The organism is Rhodococcus yananensis, assembly GCF_020515525.1.
Classification (GTDB): Bacteria; Actinomycetota; Actinomycetes; order Mycobacteriales; family Mycobacteriaceae; genus Rhodococcus; species Rhodococcus yananensis.
The window spans coordinates 73972-90098 of record NZ_JAIYEP010000011.1 but is presented as its reverse complement, the minus strand read 5'-3'; the positions used below and the strand labels follow the sequence as shown (position 1 = coordinate 90098).

18 protein-coding genes and 1 pseudogene are annotated in these 16127 nt (G+C 68.5%); 14 read left to right on the top strand and 5 right to left on the bottom strand.

Going from position 1 to position 16127, the window contains the following annotated elements:
* The first annotated feature begins 18 nt into the window (after positions 1-18).
* The 3 genes from LDQ05_RS04975 (at position 19) to LDQ05_RS04965 (ending at position 4735) form a co-directional block, all read left to right on the top strand.
* Entirely contained in the window at positions 19-642 is a 624-nt protein-coding gene (locus LDQ05_RS04975) for a TIGR03085 family metal-binding protein (protein WP_226435788.1), read from the top strand.
* Between the two features lie 109 nt (positions 643-751).
* Positions 752-3556 carry a DNA translocase FtsK gene (locus tag LDQ05_RS04970; RefSeq protein ID WP_226435779.1) on the top strand — a complete coding sequence of 935 codons (2805 nt, stop codon included), beginning with the start codon at positions 752-754 and terminating at the stop codon, positions 3554-3556.
* A gap of 171 nt (positions 3557-3727) precedes the next feature.
* Positions 3728-4735: a TerC family protein gene (locus LDQ05_RS04965; protein WP_226435778.1), complete on the top strand. Its 1008-nt coding sequence runs from the start codon at positions 3728-3730 to the stop codon at positions 4733-4735.
* On the opposite strand, the gene LDQ05_RS04960 is transcribed toward LDQ05_RS04965, so the two are convergent.
* On the bottom strand, positions 4725-5009 hold the full coding sequence (locus tag LDQ05_RS04960; RefSeq protein ID WP_226435777.1) for a YciI family protein: 285 nt from the start codon (positions 5007-5009) through the stop codon (positions 4725-4727). The two genes, LDQ05_RS04965 and LDQ05_RS04960, sit on opposite strands and share 11 nt — an antisense overlap.
* A 39-nt stretch (positions 5010-5048) precedes the next feature.
* Positions 5049-5576, bottom strand: coding sequence for an amino-acid N-acetyltransferase (locus LDQ05_RS04955; protein ID WP_226435776.1), 528 nt, complete (start codon positions 5574-5576; stop codon positions 5049-5051).
* 42 nt (positions 5577-5618) lie between these two features.
* On the opposite strand from LDQ05_RS04955, the gene pgsA reads away from it, so the two are divergent.
* The 5 genes from pgsA (at position 5619) to pspM (ending at position 9184) form a co-directional block, all read left to right on the top strand.
* Positions 5619-6329: a CDP-diacylglycerol--glycerol-3-phosphate 3-phosphatidyltransferase gene (gene pgsA / locus LDQ05_RS04950; RefSeq protein WP_226435775.1), complete on the top strand. Its 711-nt coding sequence runs from the start codon at positions 5619-5621 to the stop codon at positions 6327-6329.
* Positions 6326-6832 carry a CinA family protein gene (locus LDQ05_RS04945; RefSeq protein WP_226435774.1) on the top strand — a complete coding sequence of 169 codons (507 nt, stop codon included), beginning with the start codon at positions 6326-6328 and terminating at the stop codon, positions 6830-6832. The genes pgsA and LDQ05_RS04945 overlap by 4 nt, the downstream gene beginning before the upstream one ends.
* A 101-nt stretch (positions 6833-6933) precedes the next feature.
* Positions 6934-7323 carry a helix-turn-helix domain-containing protein gene (locus LDQ05_RS04940; protein ID WP_226435773.1) on the top strand — a complete coding sequence of 130 codons (390 nt, stop codon included), beginning with the start codon at positions 6934-6936 and terminating at the stop codon, positions 7321-7323.
* Positions 7324-7521: 198 nt separating this feature from the next.
* The gene (locus LDQ05_RS04935; protein ID WP_226435772.1) at positions 7522-8331 is read left to right on the top strand and encodes a PspA/IM30 family protein; all 810 of its coding nucleotides are present in this window, start codon (positions 7522-7524) and stop codon (positions 8329-8331) included.
* A 31-nt stretch (positions 8332-8362) separates the two neighbouring features.
* Complete coding sequence (gene pspM, locus LDQ05_RS04930) at positions 8363-9184, top strand: phage shock envelope stress response protein PspM (RefSeq protein WP_226435771.1); 822 nt, start codon at positions 8363-8365, stop codon at positions 9182-9184.
* A gap of 11 nt (positions 9185-9195) precedes the next feature.
* On the opposite strand, the gene LDQ05_RS04925 is transcribed toward pspM, so the two are convergent.
* From LDQ05_RS04925 to LDQ05_RS04915, 3 genes are read right to left on the bottom strand one after another with little or no spacing between them, the layout of a single operon-like run.
* The gene (locus LDQ05_RS04925; RefSeq protein ID WP_226435770.1) at positions 9196-9801 is read right to left on the bottom strand and encodes an energy-coupling factor transporter transmembrane component T family protein; all 606 of its coding nucleotides are present in this window, start codon (positions 9799-9801) and stop codon (positions 9196-9198) included.
* Positions 9798-10478, bottom strand: coding sequence for an energy-coupling factor ABC transporter ATP-binding protein (locus LDQ05_RS04920; protein WP_226435769.1), 681 nt, complete (start codon positions 10476-10478; stop codon positions 9798-9800). Before LDQ05_RS04920 ends, LDQ05_RS04925 begins: the two co-directional genes overlap by 4 nt.
* Before the next feature lie 14 nt (positions 10479-10492).
* A complete protein-coding gene (locus LDQ05_RS04915; RefSeq protein WP_226435787.1) occupies positions 10493-11089 on the bottom strand; it encodes a biotin transporter BioY in 597 nt (198 codons plus the stop codon).
* Positions 11090-11321: 232 nt separating this feature from the next.
* Here LDQ05_RS04915 and LDQ05_RS04910 point away from each other — a divergent pair, with 232 nt between their 5' ends.
* The 6 genes and pseudogenes from LDQ05_RS04910 (at position 11322) to LDQ05_RS19990 (ending at position 16059) form a co-directional block, all read left to right on the top strand.
* Positions 11322-11498, top strand: a complete 177-nt coding sequence (locus LDQ05_RS04910) for a hypothetical protein (RefSeq protein WP_226435768.1) — start codon at positions 11322-11324, stop codon at positions 11496-11498.
* An 80-nt stretch (positions 11499-11578) separates the two neighbouring features.
* A complete protein-coding gene (locus LDQ05_RS04905) occupies positions 11579-12292 on the top strand; it encodes a PIG-L deacetylase family protein (protein WP_226435767.1) in 714 nt (237 codons plus the stop codon).
* Positions 12293-12373: 81 nt separating this feature from the next.
* The gene (locus LDQ05_RS04900; RefSeq protein ID WP_226435766.1) at positions 12374-13519 is read left to right on the top strand and encodes a glycosyltransferase; all 1146 of its coding nucleotides are present in this window, start codon (positions 12374-12376) and stop codon (positions 13517-13519) included.
* A gap of 22 nt (positions 13520-13541) precedes the next feature.
* Positions 13542-13736, top strand: coding sequence for a DUF3046 domain-containing protein (locus LDQ05_RS04895; protein ID WP_226435765.1), 195 nt, complete (start codon positions 13542-13544; stop codon positions 13734-13736).
* 28 nt (positions 13737-13764) lie between these two features.
* Positions 13765-15393, top strand: a pseudogene (recA, locus tag LDQ05_RS04890) (recombinase RecA); the annotation flags it as partial.
* A 171-nt stretch (positions 15394-15564) separates the two neighbouring features.
* Complete coding sequence (locus LDQ05_RS19990; RefSeq protein ID WP_443711520.1) at positions 15565-16059, top strand: hypothetical protein; 495 nt, start codon at positions 15565-15567, stop codon at positions 16057-16059.
* The last annotated feature ends 68 nt before the right edge of the window (positions 16060-16127 follow it).

The window sequence follows — 16127 nt, the reverse complement described above, 5'->3', positions numbered from 1 at the left end:
GCTGGTTACAGTGGCGCCATGAATCTCGCTCGGCGCGAACGACATGCTCTGGTGGAGACGATGACCGAGGTGGGTCCGGACGCTCCGACGCTGTGTGAGGGCTGGACGGTTCGGGATCTCGCCGCCCATCTGCTCGTGCGGGAGCGTCGGATCGACACGATGCCCGGGATCGTCCTCCCGACGTTCGCCGGACACACCGAGAAGGTGCGGCGTGAGGCGACCGACCGGCAGTGGTCGCATCTGCTCGCCGACATCGATGCCGGCCCGCCCGCGTGGTCGCCGCTCTACCTCGTCGACGCGGTCGCGAACGCGGCGGAGATGTTCGTCCATCACGAGGACGTCCGACGCGCGGCGCCGGACTGGGAACCGCGCGTCCTGTCGGCCGACGACCAGGATCGGCTCTGGAACCTCGCGCGGCAGATCGGCCGAAGGGGATACGGCGGTTGCGATGTCACCGTGGTCTTCGAGAGGCCGAGCGGCGAGCGCGCGACGGTACGTTCGCGCTCGCCCCGCACCGTGGTGCTGCGCGGCGAACCGTCCGAACTGCTGCTGCACGCGTTCGGGCGGGACGCCGTCCGGCTCGAGACGATCGGCGACGACTCCGACGTCGCCGAACTCGGGGCATCCCGCAGGGGACTCTGACCGCGGCTTCGTCCGGCCGGTGTGCGTGTCGACGCTGTGACCAGTGCCGCCGGGCGTTGCCCGTGTTGCGGATGGTTCCCCCGTGGTGTGTGCGACTACCCTGGCGGTCATGGCAGGAAAGTCCGGGAGTCGCACGTCCTCGTCCACGACCTCGCGGTCGGGTACGCGCGCGTCGACCGGATCGTCCGCCCGCACCACGGCCACGGGAACGGGGCGAGCGAAGGCGGGTGGCCGGGCCGCCCCGAAGAAGGGGGCTGCGCGGACGACCGCCGGGGCGAAGACGAGATCCGGTGGGGCGAAGAAGTCCGCCGCCGGTGCGCGCGCATCGGCGAAGCCGGGAACCTCCCGGAGCGGCGGCAGCGGGGCTCGGAGCGGCGGCAGCAGGGCCGCCAAGCCCCGGAAACCGACCCGCCCGACCACTCGCCGCAGCGCTGCGCCGCCGCCGCGACGTGGGGGGTTGCTCGACGCCGCAGGACGGGGGATCAGCGCGGGTTGGGTGATGCTGGCCCGCGGCGCGGGGGCCACCGTCCGGACGATGGGCAGGGCCACGGACATCGAGCACGGCCACCGCCGTGACGGTTTGGCGCTCGGTCTCATCGCCGCGGGTGTGGTGATCGCGGGGAGCCTGTGGTTCGCCGTCGGTGGCCCGGTCGGTGACTGGGTCGAGACGGCGGTCCGCGCGGTGACCGGTGGTGCCGGCGCGGTGCTGCCCCTCGTCGCGGTCGGTGTCGCGGTGATCCTCATGCGCACCGAACCCAGACCCGAGATCCGGCCCCGACTCGTGCTCGGAGGCCTGCTGGTCGGCCTCTGCGCGCTGGGGCTGTGGCACGTCGCCTCCGGATCACCGACGGACGCGGACGGACGCGCACAGGGCGCGGGCTTCCTCGGCGCCACCGTCGGCGGGCCCCTCACCGCGGGGCTGACCGTGTGGCTGTCGGTGCCGTTGATGCTGCTCGCCGCCGGATTCGGCGTACTCCTTCTCACCGGCACGACCGTGCGGGAGTTGCCGGATCTGTTCCGGGACTTCTTCGGTCTCGGCTACCACGCCGACGACGAATACGGTGAGCCCGGCTATTACGAACCCGAACACGACGGCTACTCCGACCACCTCGATCCCGTGCTCTACGACGACGGTCGCGGCTCGAAGAAGTCGCGTTCCCGTCGCCGGACACCCGCGGAGAACTATCCGACCGACGAGTACCACGACGACACGCACGCGACCGAGGTGCTGCCGCTGTGGGACGAACCGGCCGCCGACGCGGCACCGGCACCTCCGGAGCCGCCGGCCGCCGCCGAACCCGAACCGGCACCCGCTCCGGCGAAGCCGCGGGCACGGGCGAAGGACGTCGTCGACACCACGGCCCCGCCACCCGACCCGGACGCCCTCGAACCGCTGCCCGACCGCGTCGTCGACGGCGATTACTCACTCCCGTCGGTGAACCTGCTGATGGCCGGGGATCCGCCGAAGACGCGTTCGGCCGCGAACGATCAGATGATCGAGGCGATCACGGAGGTCCTCGAGCAGTTCAAGATCGATGCTGCGGTCACCGGGTTCACGCGGGGCCCGACGGTCACCCGGTACGAGGTCGAGCTGGGCCCGGGCGTCAAGGTCGAGAAGATCACCGCGCTCGCACGCAACATCGCGTACGCCGTCGCCACCGACAACGTCCGGTTGCTCGCGCCGATCCCCGGCAAATCGGCGGTCGGTATCGAGGTACCCAATTCCGACCGCGAACTGGTCCGACTGTCCGACGTGCTGTCGGCGCCCTCGACCCGGCGTGACCACGATCCCCTCGTCATCGGTCTCGGCAAGGACATCGAAGGTGACTTCGTGTCGGCGAATCTCGCGAAGATGCCGCATCTGCTGGTCGCGGGCTCGACCGGGTCCGGCAAGTCGAGCTTCGTCAACTCGATGCTCGTGTCGCTGCTGATCAGGTCCACCCCGGAAGAGGTCCGGATGATCCTGATCGACCCGAAGATGGTCGAACTGACCCCGTACGAGGGGATTCCGCACCTGATCACTCCGATCATCACCCAGCCGAAGAAGGCGGCGGCGGCGCTCGCGTGGCTCGTCGAGGAGATGGAGCAGCGCTATCAGGACATGCAGGCCAACCGGGTTCGGCACATCGACGACTTCAACGCGAAGGTCCGGTCGGGTGAGATCACGGCGCCGCTCGGCAGCGAACGTGTCTACCGGACCTACCCGTACATTCTCGCGATCGTCGACGAGCTCGCCGACCTCATGATGACCGCGCCGCGCGACGTCGAGGACGCCATCGTGCGCATCACCCAGAAGGCCCGCGCCGCCGGAATCCATCTGGTGTTGGCCACTCAGCGACCGTCGGTCGACGTCGTCACCGGGTTGATCAAGACGAACGTGCCGTCGCGGTTGGCGTTCGCCACCAGTTCGCTCACCGATTCGCGCGTCATCCTCGATCAGCCCGGTGCCGAGAAGCTCATCGGGATGGGCGACGGGCTCTTCCTGCCGATGGGTGCGGGCAAGCCGATCCGGCTGCAGGGCGCGTTCATCACCGACGAGGAGATCGCGGCCGTCGTCGACTTCACCAAGAACCAGGCCGAACCCGAGTACACCGAGGGCGTCACCGCGCCGAAGGCCGGCGACAAGAAGGACGTCGATCCCGACATCGGCGACGATCTCGACGTCTTCCTGCAGGCGGTCGAACTGGTCGTCACCAGCCAGTTCGGGTCCACGTCGATGCTGCAACGCAAGTTGCGCGTGGGATTCGCGAAGGCGGGCCGGCTCATGGATCTGATGGAGACCCGCGGTGTGGTCGGTCCGAGCGAGGGCAGCAAGGCGCGCGAGGTGCTGGTCAAACCGGACGAACTCGACGGTCTGCTCTACACGATCCGCGGCGGTGGTGCTTCCGACGAGGCCGGTGGCGTCGGCGGGTGACCCGCGTGTGGCACAATCGGTGCATTCGTGGAGGGGAGTATCCCCGTCTTCGCGGTGGTTCCGTCACCACGGGCGACACCGACGTCGTTCCGGAGCCACCGGCCCAGCGGATGAGCTGGGTGGGAGAGACCTCCGGCGGGTACCCATACCGACCGGAAGGCTGAGGCCCGTATGCACGTCACTCTGACGACCTGGTTGATCACCATCGCGGTGATCATCGGTCTGTTCGTCTTCGATTTCTACGCCCACGTGCGTAAACCGCACGCACCGACGCTCCGTGAGTCGGGATTCTGGTCGGCGGTGTTCATCGGCATCGCGATCGCGTTCGGGCTGATCGTGTTCGCGATCTGGGGGCCGACCTACGGCGGTGAGTACTTCGCCGGATACATCACCGAGAAGGCGCTCTCGGTCGACAACCTGTTCGTGTTCGTCATCCTCATGGCGACGTTCGCGGTGCCCCGCGAGTATCAGCAGAAGGTGCTCACGATCGGAATCGTGCTCGCGCTGGTCATGCGCGGCGCATTCATCGCGGTCGGCGCCGCGGCGATCAACGCGTACAGCTGGGTGTTCTACCTCTTCGGTGCGTTCCTCATCTTCACCGCGGTGAAGCTGATCCGCGATCACGGTGAAGAGCACGAGAAACCGTCCGAGAACAGGGTCGTGAAGCTGGCGCGGCGATTCCTGCCGGTGCACGACGAGTACGACGGGGATCGGCTCGTCACCCGCGTCGACGGCAAGAAGATGGTCACGCCGATGCTGCTGGCGTTGATCGCCATCGGATTCACCGACATCCTGTTCGCCCTCGATTCGATCCCCGCCATCTACGGCCTGACCCACGAGCCCTACCTCGTGTTCACCGCCAACGCGTTCGCTCTCATGGGTCTCCGCCAGCTGTTCTTCCTGATCGGAGGCCTGCTCGAGCGCCTCGTCTACCTGTCGTACGGGCTGTCGGTGATCCTCGCGTTCATCGGTGTCAAGCTCGTCCTGCACGCGCTGCACGAGAACACACTCGGTTTCGTCAACGGCGGCGAGCACGTCGCGGTCCCGGAGATCTCCACCGCGATGTCGCTGATCGTGATCGTCGGGGTCCTCGCCGTCACCACCGTCGCGAGCCTCCTGGCGACACGCGGCGACACACCCGGCGCGGAGTGGGTCGAGAAGGACGACGTCAGTCGTTGAACACTCCCATCACCGGCTGCCAGCCGGTGATGCGCACCGCATCGACGAGACCTGCCCGTGCGAACGGGTCCTGCGACATCAGTTCGCGCGCGGCGGTCTCGTCGTCGACGTCGACGACGATCAGCGCGCCGGATCCGTCCGTCCACGGCCCCGTCGCACGCACCGTCCCGGCCTCGACCAACCCGCCGAGCCACGCGCGGTGATCGGGTCGCAGCCCGTCGCGCGCGGTGGCGGTCGACTCGGAGTAGGTGTACTCGACGGCGAACAGTGACATGGTCCTCACCTTCGGAGCGGGTCGATCGGCCGGTACTGCTCAGAGTGTGAGCAGCATGCGGGTGTTGCCGAGTGTGTTCGGTTTGACGTAACTCAGATCGAGGAACTCGGCGACACCCGTATCGTACGACCGGCACATCTCCGCGAAGACCTCCGCGGTCACCGGTGTGCCCTCGATCTCGGCGAACCCGTGCCGCGCGAAGAAGTCGACCTCGAAGGTGAGGACGAACAACCGCTCCAATTCGAGCTCCCGCGCCACCTCGATCAGACGGGAGACGATCAGATGCCCCGCACCGTGCCCCTTGACCTGCGGGTCGACCGCGATCGTCCGGATCTCGCCGAGATCGGACCAGAGAACGTGGAGTGCGCCGCACCCCACGAGCCGTCCCCCCAGTTCCGCGATCCAGAATTCCTGTACCGACTCGTAGAGGGTGACGAGGTTCTTCTCGAGGAGGATCCGTCCGGAGTAGATATCGATCAGCTGCTTGATGTCCGGCACATCGGACGTTCGGGCGCGCCGGACGACAATCCGGTCGTCGGGTCCGTGTCCGGTGGGCGCTGAAGTCATGCGGTGAACAGTAGCGCGTGCAGGTCCGGATATTGTGGGCGCATGAGTTCGCCCCGCCAGTCCCTCGCCGCATCGGGCGGGAGCGGCGCATCCCCGACACCGGACTCCGGTACAGCGCACCCTCCGGTTCCGTTGTGGAACATCGCGAACGTCCTCACGGTGATGCGCATCGTGCTCGTCCCGGTGTTCCTGGTCCTGCTGTTCGTCGGTGGCGGCCACGACACCGCGTGGCGGCTCGCTGCGACGGCGGTCTTCGCGATCGCGGCGATCACCGACCGCATCGACGGTCAACTCGCGCGGCGGTACGGACTCGTCACCGATTTCGGTAAGCTGGCCGACCCGATCGCCGACAAGGCGCTCATGGGCGCGGCGCTCGTCGGGCTCTCCCTGCTCGGCGATCTGTCGTGGTGGGTGACGGGTGTGATCGCGGTGCGTGAGCTCGGGATCACCGCCCTGCGATTCGTGGTGCTGCGGCACGCCGTCATTCCTGCCAGCCGAGGTGGCAAGGCCAAGACGTTCGTGCAGACCCTCGCCGTCGGAATGTATCTGCTGCCGCTGCCGGACGTTCTCGCGCCGGTCTCGGTGACGTTGATGGCGCTCGCCGTCATCCTGACCGTCGGTACCGGCCTCGACTACATCGTGCAGGCCGCCCGGTTGCGTGCCGGAGTCCGACGCACCGAACGCGAACACGCCGACGAGGACGACCGGCCGACCGAACCGGGCGAGCGCGCAGTCGAGGACGACGGCGGGTGAGCACCGTCGATCCGTTGGTCGCGGCGACCCGCGCCGTCGAACTCGTGGCGGTGCTCACCGACCGCGGTGAGACGGTCGCGACCGCGGAATCGCTGACCGCGGGGCTGTTGTCGGCGACGGTCGCCGGTGTGCCGGGGGCCAGCGCGGTGCTGCGCGGGGGACTGGTCGTGTACGCGACCGATCTGAAGGCGACGCTCGCCGGCGTCGACGCACGGCAACTGACGGAGGACGGTCCTGTCGCCGAGTCGACGGCTGCGGCACTCGCGGAGGGTGCGCGCGACCGGTGCTCGGCGACGTGGGGTGTGGGACTGACCGGTGTGGCCGGCCCGGACCCCCAGGACGGCCATCCGCCCGGAACGCTGTTCGTGGGGATCGCGGGTCCGGGCGGGACGTCGGTCGTGTGTCCCGCCGTCGCGGGGGACCGTTGGCAGATCCGGCTCGGTGCTGTCGAGGCGGCGGTGTCGGGCCTACTCGCGCACCTGTCGATCGGCCCGGCGTTGTAGTGTCTGTGCACCGCGGTCTCACCGGATTCCGGTGTCGCGGGAACCCGGCGACGCCGCGGCGCGTTGTCGAGGTGTACGCACGACGGACGAAGGAGGATGCGATGGCGCTGTTGTTGCGTGAGGCACTCGGTGACAGCCTTCGGCGCACCCGTGTTTCGCAGAGTCGTACGCTGCGCGAAGTCTCCAGCAGCGCGCGCGTCAGCCTCGGCTACCTCTCCGAGATCGAACGCGGACGCAAGGAGGCGTCGAGCGAACTGCTCGCCGCGATCTGCGACGCGCTCGAGGTACCGCTGTCCGACGTGCTGTCCGACGTGAGCGAATCGTTGGCCGATCCCGCGGTGCATGCCGCCGCCGAGCGGGCCGCACAGGTGCTGCCGGACACGGATGTCGCGGCCGCCGACAGGGCATTGCTCACGCAGGAACCGCTGATTTCGCAGGACACCCGCGTGGTGATCCCCGCACCGCCCGCACGTGAGTTGGCGGCGGCATAACATGGACCACGTCCGCTGCGGCACACCCGATGCGGATGAAAGCGACACAACGGTCACCGCTCGGGGGGTGGCCCGGTAGAACAGGTGGGGGCCACCGGATGGACGGTGACGCACGGCGGTGGCCCGGAACCGGTGCGCGAGGGCCGCGCATCGGGTCGCGTTCGGCGCGGCGTAGCAGATGGAGGCGGGATCACACCCATGGCTAATCCGTTCGTCAAGGGTTGGAAGTACCTGATGGCGCTTTTCAACTCCAAGATCGATGAGAAGGCCGATCCGAAGGTTCAGATTCAGCAGGCGATCGAGGATGCGCAACGCCAGCACCAGGCCCTCTCTCAGCAGGCCGCATCGGTCATCGGGAATCAGCGCCAGCTCGAGATGAAGCTCAATCGGCAGCTCGACGAGGTCGAGAAGCTCAACGCCAGCGCGCGGCAGGCCGTCATGATGGCGGACCAGGCGAGCACGGCGGGCGATACCGAGAAGGCGATCCAGTACACCAACGCCGCCGAGGCATTCGCCGCGCAGCTCGTCACCGCCGAGCAATCGGTCGAGGATCTCAAGGTCCTACACGATCAGTCGCTGCAGGCCGCCGCGCAGGCGAAGAAGGCTGTCGAACAGAACGCGATGGCACTGCAGCAGAAGGTCGCGGAGCGCACCAAGCTGCTGAGCCAGCTCGAGCAGGCCAAGATGCAGGAGCGCGTCAGCGAGTCGCTGAGGTCGATGGACTCGACTCTTTCGGCACCCGGCACCACGCCGAGCCTCGACGCGGTGCGTGAGAAGATCGAGCGTCGGTACGCCACCGCGCTCGGCTCGGCAGAGCTCGCACAGAACTCGGTGCAGGGCCGCATGCTCGAGGTGCAGCAGGCCACCGTTCAGATGGCCGGCCACAGCCGTCTCGAGCAGATCCGTGCATCGATGAAGGGTGAGGCGCTCCCCGGCGCGACCCCCAACCCCGCGATCAACACCGGCAAGGAGCCGCCGAGCGCGGCGGGCGCCGCCGGCAGCCGATAGTTTCTCGCCATCGTAGGAACGTGACCACGCCATGAACACACCCGGAGACGGCCGGGCCGGGATCACCCCCGGTCCGGCCGTTGCCGCGCTACGGGATGTCACCGGTGCCGCGTTGCGGGACGTGGCCGAGGCCGCGCAGCGATGGCGTGATCCCGCGGCGAAGCTGCGGCGCAGGAAGCGCCGTGCGCAGCGCCGGGCGCGTCTGTACGGGGTGGCCGGCGGCACCACAGGGGTCGGCACGGCCACGCTGGTGGTGGCGTCGGCACCCGAATGGACGGTGGTCGCCACGGGTGGTGCGACGGCGCTTCTGGTGGTGCCGGCGGTCATGGCGTACCGCCGGTTCCGGCGCCTCGACGCGTTGCCCGTGCCACCGTCTCCGCCGCGTCGACGCTCGTTGCCGCCGGCCGGGTCGGTCGCCCGAGGCCCGATGGAACGGCTCGCACGAAGCGAGCGGAGTCTCACCGGATTGCTCGGCGTGATCACACGATCAGGGACGGTCGCGGTCGATGATCTCGACGAGATCGGCCGGACCGCGGTGTCGGCAGCAGAAGCACTCGGTGCGGTGGCCGACGATGTCGTCGCTCTCGAATCCGCCGCACAGGGCAGCATCGCCGCCCGAGCCGAGCTCGAATCGGCGATCACCGCGGCCGGTCGTCGTCTCGATGTGGGTGCCGAACAGTTCGACGCGCTCGTCTCCGCGGCGGCGAAGCTCGCTGCGCCACCCGAGGGCACCGGATCCATAGCGGCGCTCGACCGGCAGCGCGCCGATCTGATCTCGACCTCGGACCGGCTCGAGGGGTGGGCGCAGTCGTGGCGCGAGGTGTCACAGATCCAGCAGCGCTACCGGAACTGAACGGCTCGGGATCAGTCGTCGACGCCGCGAGCGGCGAGCGCCTCGCCCATCTTCTCGGCGGTCAGCAGAGCTCCGACCACCACCGGAACGGCCAGTGCCCGCAGTGAGAAGCCGAGACCGCGGGCCTTGCGCGCGGCGGAGACACGTTCGACGATGGTGCCGAGCAGCGGAATGCAGCGGATCGTCATCACGAGGACCAGACCCACTCGGCCGGGATCGACACCGACGCGGCGGAGGGGTCGCGCCGCGGAGACGATCACATCGAGCATGTCCGTGGTCCGGGTCGTCAGCGTCACCAGCGCCGCGAGCGCCACGGCCAGCAGCAGCGACCCGCAGACGACCACCGCACGTTCCCAACCCGCGACGAACACCTGGAACACGGCGATCACCGCGAGCATCCACACGAGCGGCCGCAACTGGACGGTCGCGAGCTTCACCGGGATGCGCGCGAGCACGTAGCAGCCGGTGACCAGTGCCGCGCACGGCAGCACCTGCCAGGGTTGCCGGACCCACAGCGTCATCGCGACGATCGCACCCGCGACCGCCACGAGCTTGACGCCGGCGGGCAGTCGGTGCAGGAACGACGTGCCCGGATGGAAGAGCCCGACCGTGGTCACGCGACCAGGTTCCGGTAATGGTCGATCGCGGGACCGGGGAGGTCGTCCGCGGCGATGCGGCCCGAGTCGACGACGAGCACCCGATCGAAGTCCGACAGCAGATCCAGATGGTGGGTGACCACGATCAACTGCTGCGGCAGAGCGGCGAAGGTGCGGCGGATCAGTTCGACGTTGCGGAGATCGAGCAGCGTCGTCGGTTCGTCGGCGACCAGCACGTCGGGATCGGTCACCATGATCGCGGCGAGGGCGAGCAACTGCTTCTGCCCGCCCGAGAGCAGATGACTCGGATGGTCACGGTGGTCGGCCAGTCCGAAATCGTCGAGGATCGTCCGGACCCGCTCCTCGCGTTCCACTCTGCTCAGCCGGCTGCGTCGTAACGAGAACGCGACGTCCTCCGCGACGGTCGGCATCACGATCTGGTGGTCGGGATCGGTGAACACGAAACCGACGCGTTTACGGACGTCTCGACCCTTGCGCGCGGTGTCCAGACCGTCCACCGACACCGACCCCGACGTGGGGAGCACCAGACCGTTGATCATGCGCGCGAGGGTGGACTTGCCGCTGCCGTTGGCACCGACGATCCCGATCCGCTGCTCAGTGAGGGTGACATCGATGCCGTCGAGGACGGTGCGTTCACCGTAGGTGTGCCGGATCTGGCGGAAGCGGATCTTGCTCATCCGATGGTCTTCGGTCAGTGGGCGGGGTCGGCTGCGGCCGCCGGACGGACGGTCGTCGCGAGCAGGGCGGGGAAGGCGCGGTGGACCTGCGCGGCGACCACCGCGGTGACCACCGCCTTGAACAGGTCTCCGGGAAGGAACGCGGCGTTCGCCGCGAGCGCAGCCCACGGTGTCATGTCGGCGCGCAGGACCATGCCCGCGACACCGCACGCGTACAGCACGACGATTCCGCCGAGGATGTTCACGGCGATGCCCGCGAACAGTCGGTAGCGCGGCAGCATCCGGAAGCTGAGCCACCCGATGACGGCGACCGCGGGCAGCCACCCGATCAGGAAGCCCACGGTGGAGCCGGCGAGAGAGGTGAGGGTGGTTCGGCCACCGGCCAGGACGGGTAGCGCCAGCCCGAGCACGATCACCGTCAGGACGGCCAGCGTGCCCTTGCGCGCGCCGAGCAGTGCGCCGGCGAGCATCACACCGAGGCTCTGCAGCGTGATGGGGACACCCGACGAGCCGACGGTGATCTGCCCGGGCAACCCGAGCGCGACGATGAGGGCGGCGAACACGGCGATCTGTGCCAGATCGCGTGCGGTGAGGCGGCGGTTCGGGGACACGTTCACTCAGCTTCCGACAGGGGGGACCGAACCTGTAGAGCCTAAGTGTGTGTGGCGGACCGTGCATCACCGACCCGTGCGGGACCACCCCCGAGTCCGCGTCCCGTCGTGTCGGGGTATCCCCTGATCTTTTCCTGATATACGCGTTGACCTGGTGTTTTGTGCGTACTGGCGTGTCAGGATCGGTCGTGAACGACACGGAGCGTGCCCCGGCACGAGGTAGGAGGAACCGATGTTCTGGAAGATCGTGGGAATCGTGGTGCTCGTCTGGGCCGGTTTCGCGTTGCTCGGGGCGTTGCTCGATCACCTTTTCGGGTTCATCGTGCTCGGTGCGGTGCTCTTCGGTGGCTGGATGCTGTACAAGGCGGTCACCGGCTCGGGTCGCAGCGACGACATCACGCGGGTATGACACCACCGCCGGACCGGCGGTGGTGCGATCGGTGCGGGGAACCCCCGCGCATCGTCCCGCGCTGATCCATAGTGGAGAGCATGGAGGCCGTACCCGAGGACTGGCAGCGCGCGATCGTCGTCGTCGCCCACCCCGACGACATCGAATACGGTGCCGCGGCGGCGGTCGCGCGATGGACACGGCAGGGCAAGGACATCCGGTATGTCCTGGCGACGAGCGGTGAAGCCGGTATCGCCGGCCTCGAACCCGATGCATGCGCCCGCATCCGCGAGGAGGAGGAACGCGCATCGGCCCGCATCGTCGGAGTCGACACCGTCGAATTCCTCGGCCACCGCGACGGCACCCTGGTGGCCGGTCCCGAACTGCGCCGCGACATCGCCGCGGCGATTCGCCGCCACCGCCCCGAAATGGTGGTGACCATGAACTTCGGGCTGACCTGGTTCCCCGGCGCGCTCAACAGCGCAGACCACCGGGCTCTCGGGATCAGCGCGCTCGACGCCGTCTCCGATGCCGCGAACGAGTGGATCTTTCCCGAGTCGACCGAACGGGGACTCGCGCCGTGGCGGGGCGTGCGGTGGGCTGCCGTGCTGACACCCGAGGCCACCCACGCCGTGGACGTCACCGACACCGTCGATGTCGCGATCGAATCCCTCGCTGCGCACCGCCGTTACCTCGAGGCGCTCGACACCACCGCTGTCGAGGAGCAGGCCCGCGCGCAGGTGGAGATGGCATCGGCACCGAAACCCGGGTTTCCGGCCGCGCGAGCAGTGGGCTTCGCGCTGTACACGTTCTGAAGCCGTACACGTCCGGACGGACGCGGTGCGACGCCGTACGGCTACGACGGTGCCTGCCGGGACGTGTGACAGGCTGTGCCGATGCGAGTGGCGGTGGTGGCAGGCCCCGAAGCGGGTCACGCGTTCCCGGCGATCGAACTGGCCCGACGGCTCGCCGCGGCCGGACACGAACCGGTCGTGTTCACGGGCGAGCGCTGGCTCGGGGTGGACGTTCCGGGTGTGACCGTCGCGGAACTGAAGGGGCTCGCGCCGAGACCGGGCGACGACGACGCCGACGCCGGCGCGAAGATCCACGCGCGGGCCGCGCACATCGCCACCGCGATGCTCCCCGACCTCAGCGCACTGCTCCCGGACATCGTGGTGTCCGACGTGATCACCGCGGGCGGCGGACTGGCAGCGGAGCGACTGGGCATCCCGTGGGTGGAACTGGCACCGCATCCGCTCTATCTGCCGTCACGGGGGTTGCCTCCGATCGGCAGCGGCCTCGCGCCCGGCGTGGGGCTGCGCGGCCGGATGCGGGATGCTGCGCTGCGTGCGGCGACGTCGCGGTCGCTTCGGCAGGGCACCCGTGAACGTGCTGCGGCGCGGGTGGGGATGGGATTGCCCGCCCGCGACCCGGGGCCGTGCGCGCGGCTCGTCGCGACCCTGCCCGCGCTCGAGGTGCCTCGGCCCGACTGGCCCGCGGGAGCGCACGTCGTCGGGCCGTTGCACTGGGAGCCGACCGACGAGATTCTCCGACCGCCACCCGGTGACGGACCGTTGGTCATGGTCGCACCGTCGACCGCGGTCACCGGAGTGGGCGGGATGCTGGGGGCCGTCTGCGACGGGCTCACCGGCACCGGCGTCCGTGTCGCCGCGACGATGCTCGACGCCTCCGATGTGCCGCTGCCGGAGTGGGCGGTCGTCGGTACCGGGCGGCAGGACGTGCTTCTGGAACACGCCGATGTGGTGGTGTGCGGCGGTGGGCACGGCATGCTGTCGAAGGCGTTGTGTGCCGGGGTGCCGGTCGTCGTCGTGCCCGGCGGCGGTGATCAGTGGGAGTTGGCGAACCGGGTGCAGCGGCAGGGCAGCGGTGTGCTGGTGCGCCCTCTCGACGCGCGTGCGGTGCGGGCCGCGGTCGAGCGAGTGCTCGGGGACGAGGCGCACGGCGAGGCCGCGCGGCGAGCGGCGGCGAGCGCCGCGCAGGTTCGCGACCCGGTCGAGGTGTGTGTCTCCGTCGCGCGGTGACACCGACCGCTACCGTGGTGGCGTGCGATTGACGGAATTCCACGAGATGGTGCGCGACGAGTTCGGGCAGATGCACGGCGATGCGCTGCTGCGCGATCACGTGCTCCTCGAACTCGGCGGCTGTACTGCCGCGCAGGCCATCGAGGCCGGTCGGGAGCCGCGTGAGGTGTGGCGGGCCCTGTGCGAGGAGTTCGATGTTCCGCCCGCGCGGAGATAGAGCTGCACTGTTCGAACCATGATCGAACATGTGTTCGGCTATGATGGGCGTGTTCGCACGAACGTTGTCCACAGGCTGCGGATCCATCCACAGATCCGGTCGAACCGCGGTCGCCGCGGCGAATTTGTCGGTGTCGGATTCTAACGTCGTCGGCAAGCAGGACGAGACACGATGTAAGGGGACCAGGATGGCTGCACAGGCACACGATCGCGAGAAGGCGCTCGAACTCGCCCTCGCGCAGATCGACAAGAACTTCGGCAAGGGTTCCGTGATGCGTCTGGGGGAGGAATCCCGTCAGCCGGTCGAGGTGATCCCCACGGGGTCGATCGCGCTCGACGTCGCGCTCGGTATCGGTGGCCTGCCGCGCGGACGTGTCATCGAGGTCTACGGCCCGGAATCGTCCGGTAAGACGACGGTCGCGTTGCACGCCGTCGCCAACGCGCAGGCCGCCGGCGGCATCGCCGCGTTCATCGACGCCGAGCACGCGCTCGACCCCGACTACGCCCGCAAGCTCGGTGTCGACACCGACGCCCTGCTGGTCTCGCAGCCCGACACCGGCGAGCAGGCGCTCGAGATCGCCGATATGCTCGTGCGGTCCGGTGCCCTCGACATCCTCGTCATCGACTCGGTGGCCGCGCTCGTGCCCCGCGCCGAGATCGAAGGCGAGATGGGCGACAGCCACGTCGGTCTGCAGGCACGCCTGATGAGTCAGGCACTGCGCAAGATGACCGGCGCACTGAACAATTCGGGCACCACAGCGATCTTCATCAACCAGCTGCGTGAGAAGATCGGCGTGATGTTCGGCTGTTTCGACTACTCGACTCGTGTCCAGCTGGCCGACGGCACCACCGAGAAGATCGGCGAGATCGTCGACCGGAAGATGGATGTCGAGGTCATGTCCTACGACCCGGACACCGACAGGATCGTTCCTCGGCGCATCGTCGACTGGTTCGACAACGGACCTGCCGATCACTTCCTGCAGTTCACGGTCGAGAAGTCCAGTGGAAGCGGTCGTTCGCAGTTCGCTGCGACGCCCAACCACCTGATCCGCACGCCGGGGGGCTGGAGCCATGCGGGCGACATCGTCGCCGGCGACCGCGTGCTCGCGGCGGAGATCCATCGCCTCAGCGACCAGCAGTTCCAGGTCGTACTCGGGTCGTTGATGGGCGACGGCCACCTGTCGCCGAACCTGCACGACCGCAACGATGTTCGGTTCCGGCTCGGCCACGGAGCCGTGCAGCACGAGTATCTCGACTGGAAGACCGCTCTGCTCGGCAACGTCGAACATTCGACGCGTGTCGACGGTCGAGGTGCGAAGTTCGTCGACTTCACCCCGCTGCCGGAACTCGCCGAACTCCGGCGTGCGGTATATCTGGGTGACGGTGCGAAGTTCCTGTCCGAGGAGTACCTCAAGGCGCTCACCCCGCTGGCGCTGGCCGTCTGGTACATGGACAGCGGTTCGTTCACCGTGCGGCCCGAGGGGATCGGGCAACACACCGATGGCGCGAGCGGCCGCATCGAGATCTGTGTCGAGGCGATGAGCGAAGGCTCGCGTACGCGGTTGCGCGACCACCTGCGCGACGAGCACGGGCTCGATGTCCGACTCCGGCTCGGTGACACGGCGCAGAAGGCGGTCCTCGTCTTCTCGACGGAGGCGTCGGTGAAGTTCCAGGAGATCGTCGCCCCGTACATGGCCCCGTCGATGGAGCACAAGCTCCTGCCGAGGTTCCGCGGACTGTCCACGGTGGAGCCGTCGTTCGTCGAACCCGAACAGCGACTGGTGCCGGCCCGGGTCCTCGACGTGCACGTCGCGCCGCAGACCGGATCGATGCACCGGTTCGACATCGAGGTCGAAGGCAACCACAACTACTTCGTCGACGGCATCATGGTGCACAACTCGCCTGAAACGACCACCGGTGGTAAGGCTTTGAAGTTCTACGCCTCGGTCCGTCTCGACGTCCGACGCATCGAGACACTCAAGGACGGTGGCGACGCCGTGGGCAACCGCACCCGCGTCAAGGTCGTGAAGAACAAGGTCTCGCCGCCGTTCAAGCAGGCCGAGTTCGACATCCTCTACGGTCAGGGCATCAGCAAGGAAGGGTCGCTGATCGACATGGGTGTCGAGCAGGGCTTCATCCGCAAGTCCGGCTCCTGGTACACCTACGAGGGCGACCAGCTCGGGCAGGGCAAGGAGAATGCCCGCAAGTTCCTCCTCGAGAACACCGACATCCGCGACGAGATCGAGAAGAAGATCAAGGAGAAGCTCGGGATCGGAGCGCTCGTCACCGACGCCGAGGGCGACGACGACAAGGCCGACTTCTAGACCGAATCGAACGCGGGGCCGGTGGGACGACCGATCCCATCGGCCCCGCGCCGTCGGCGCAGCACGAG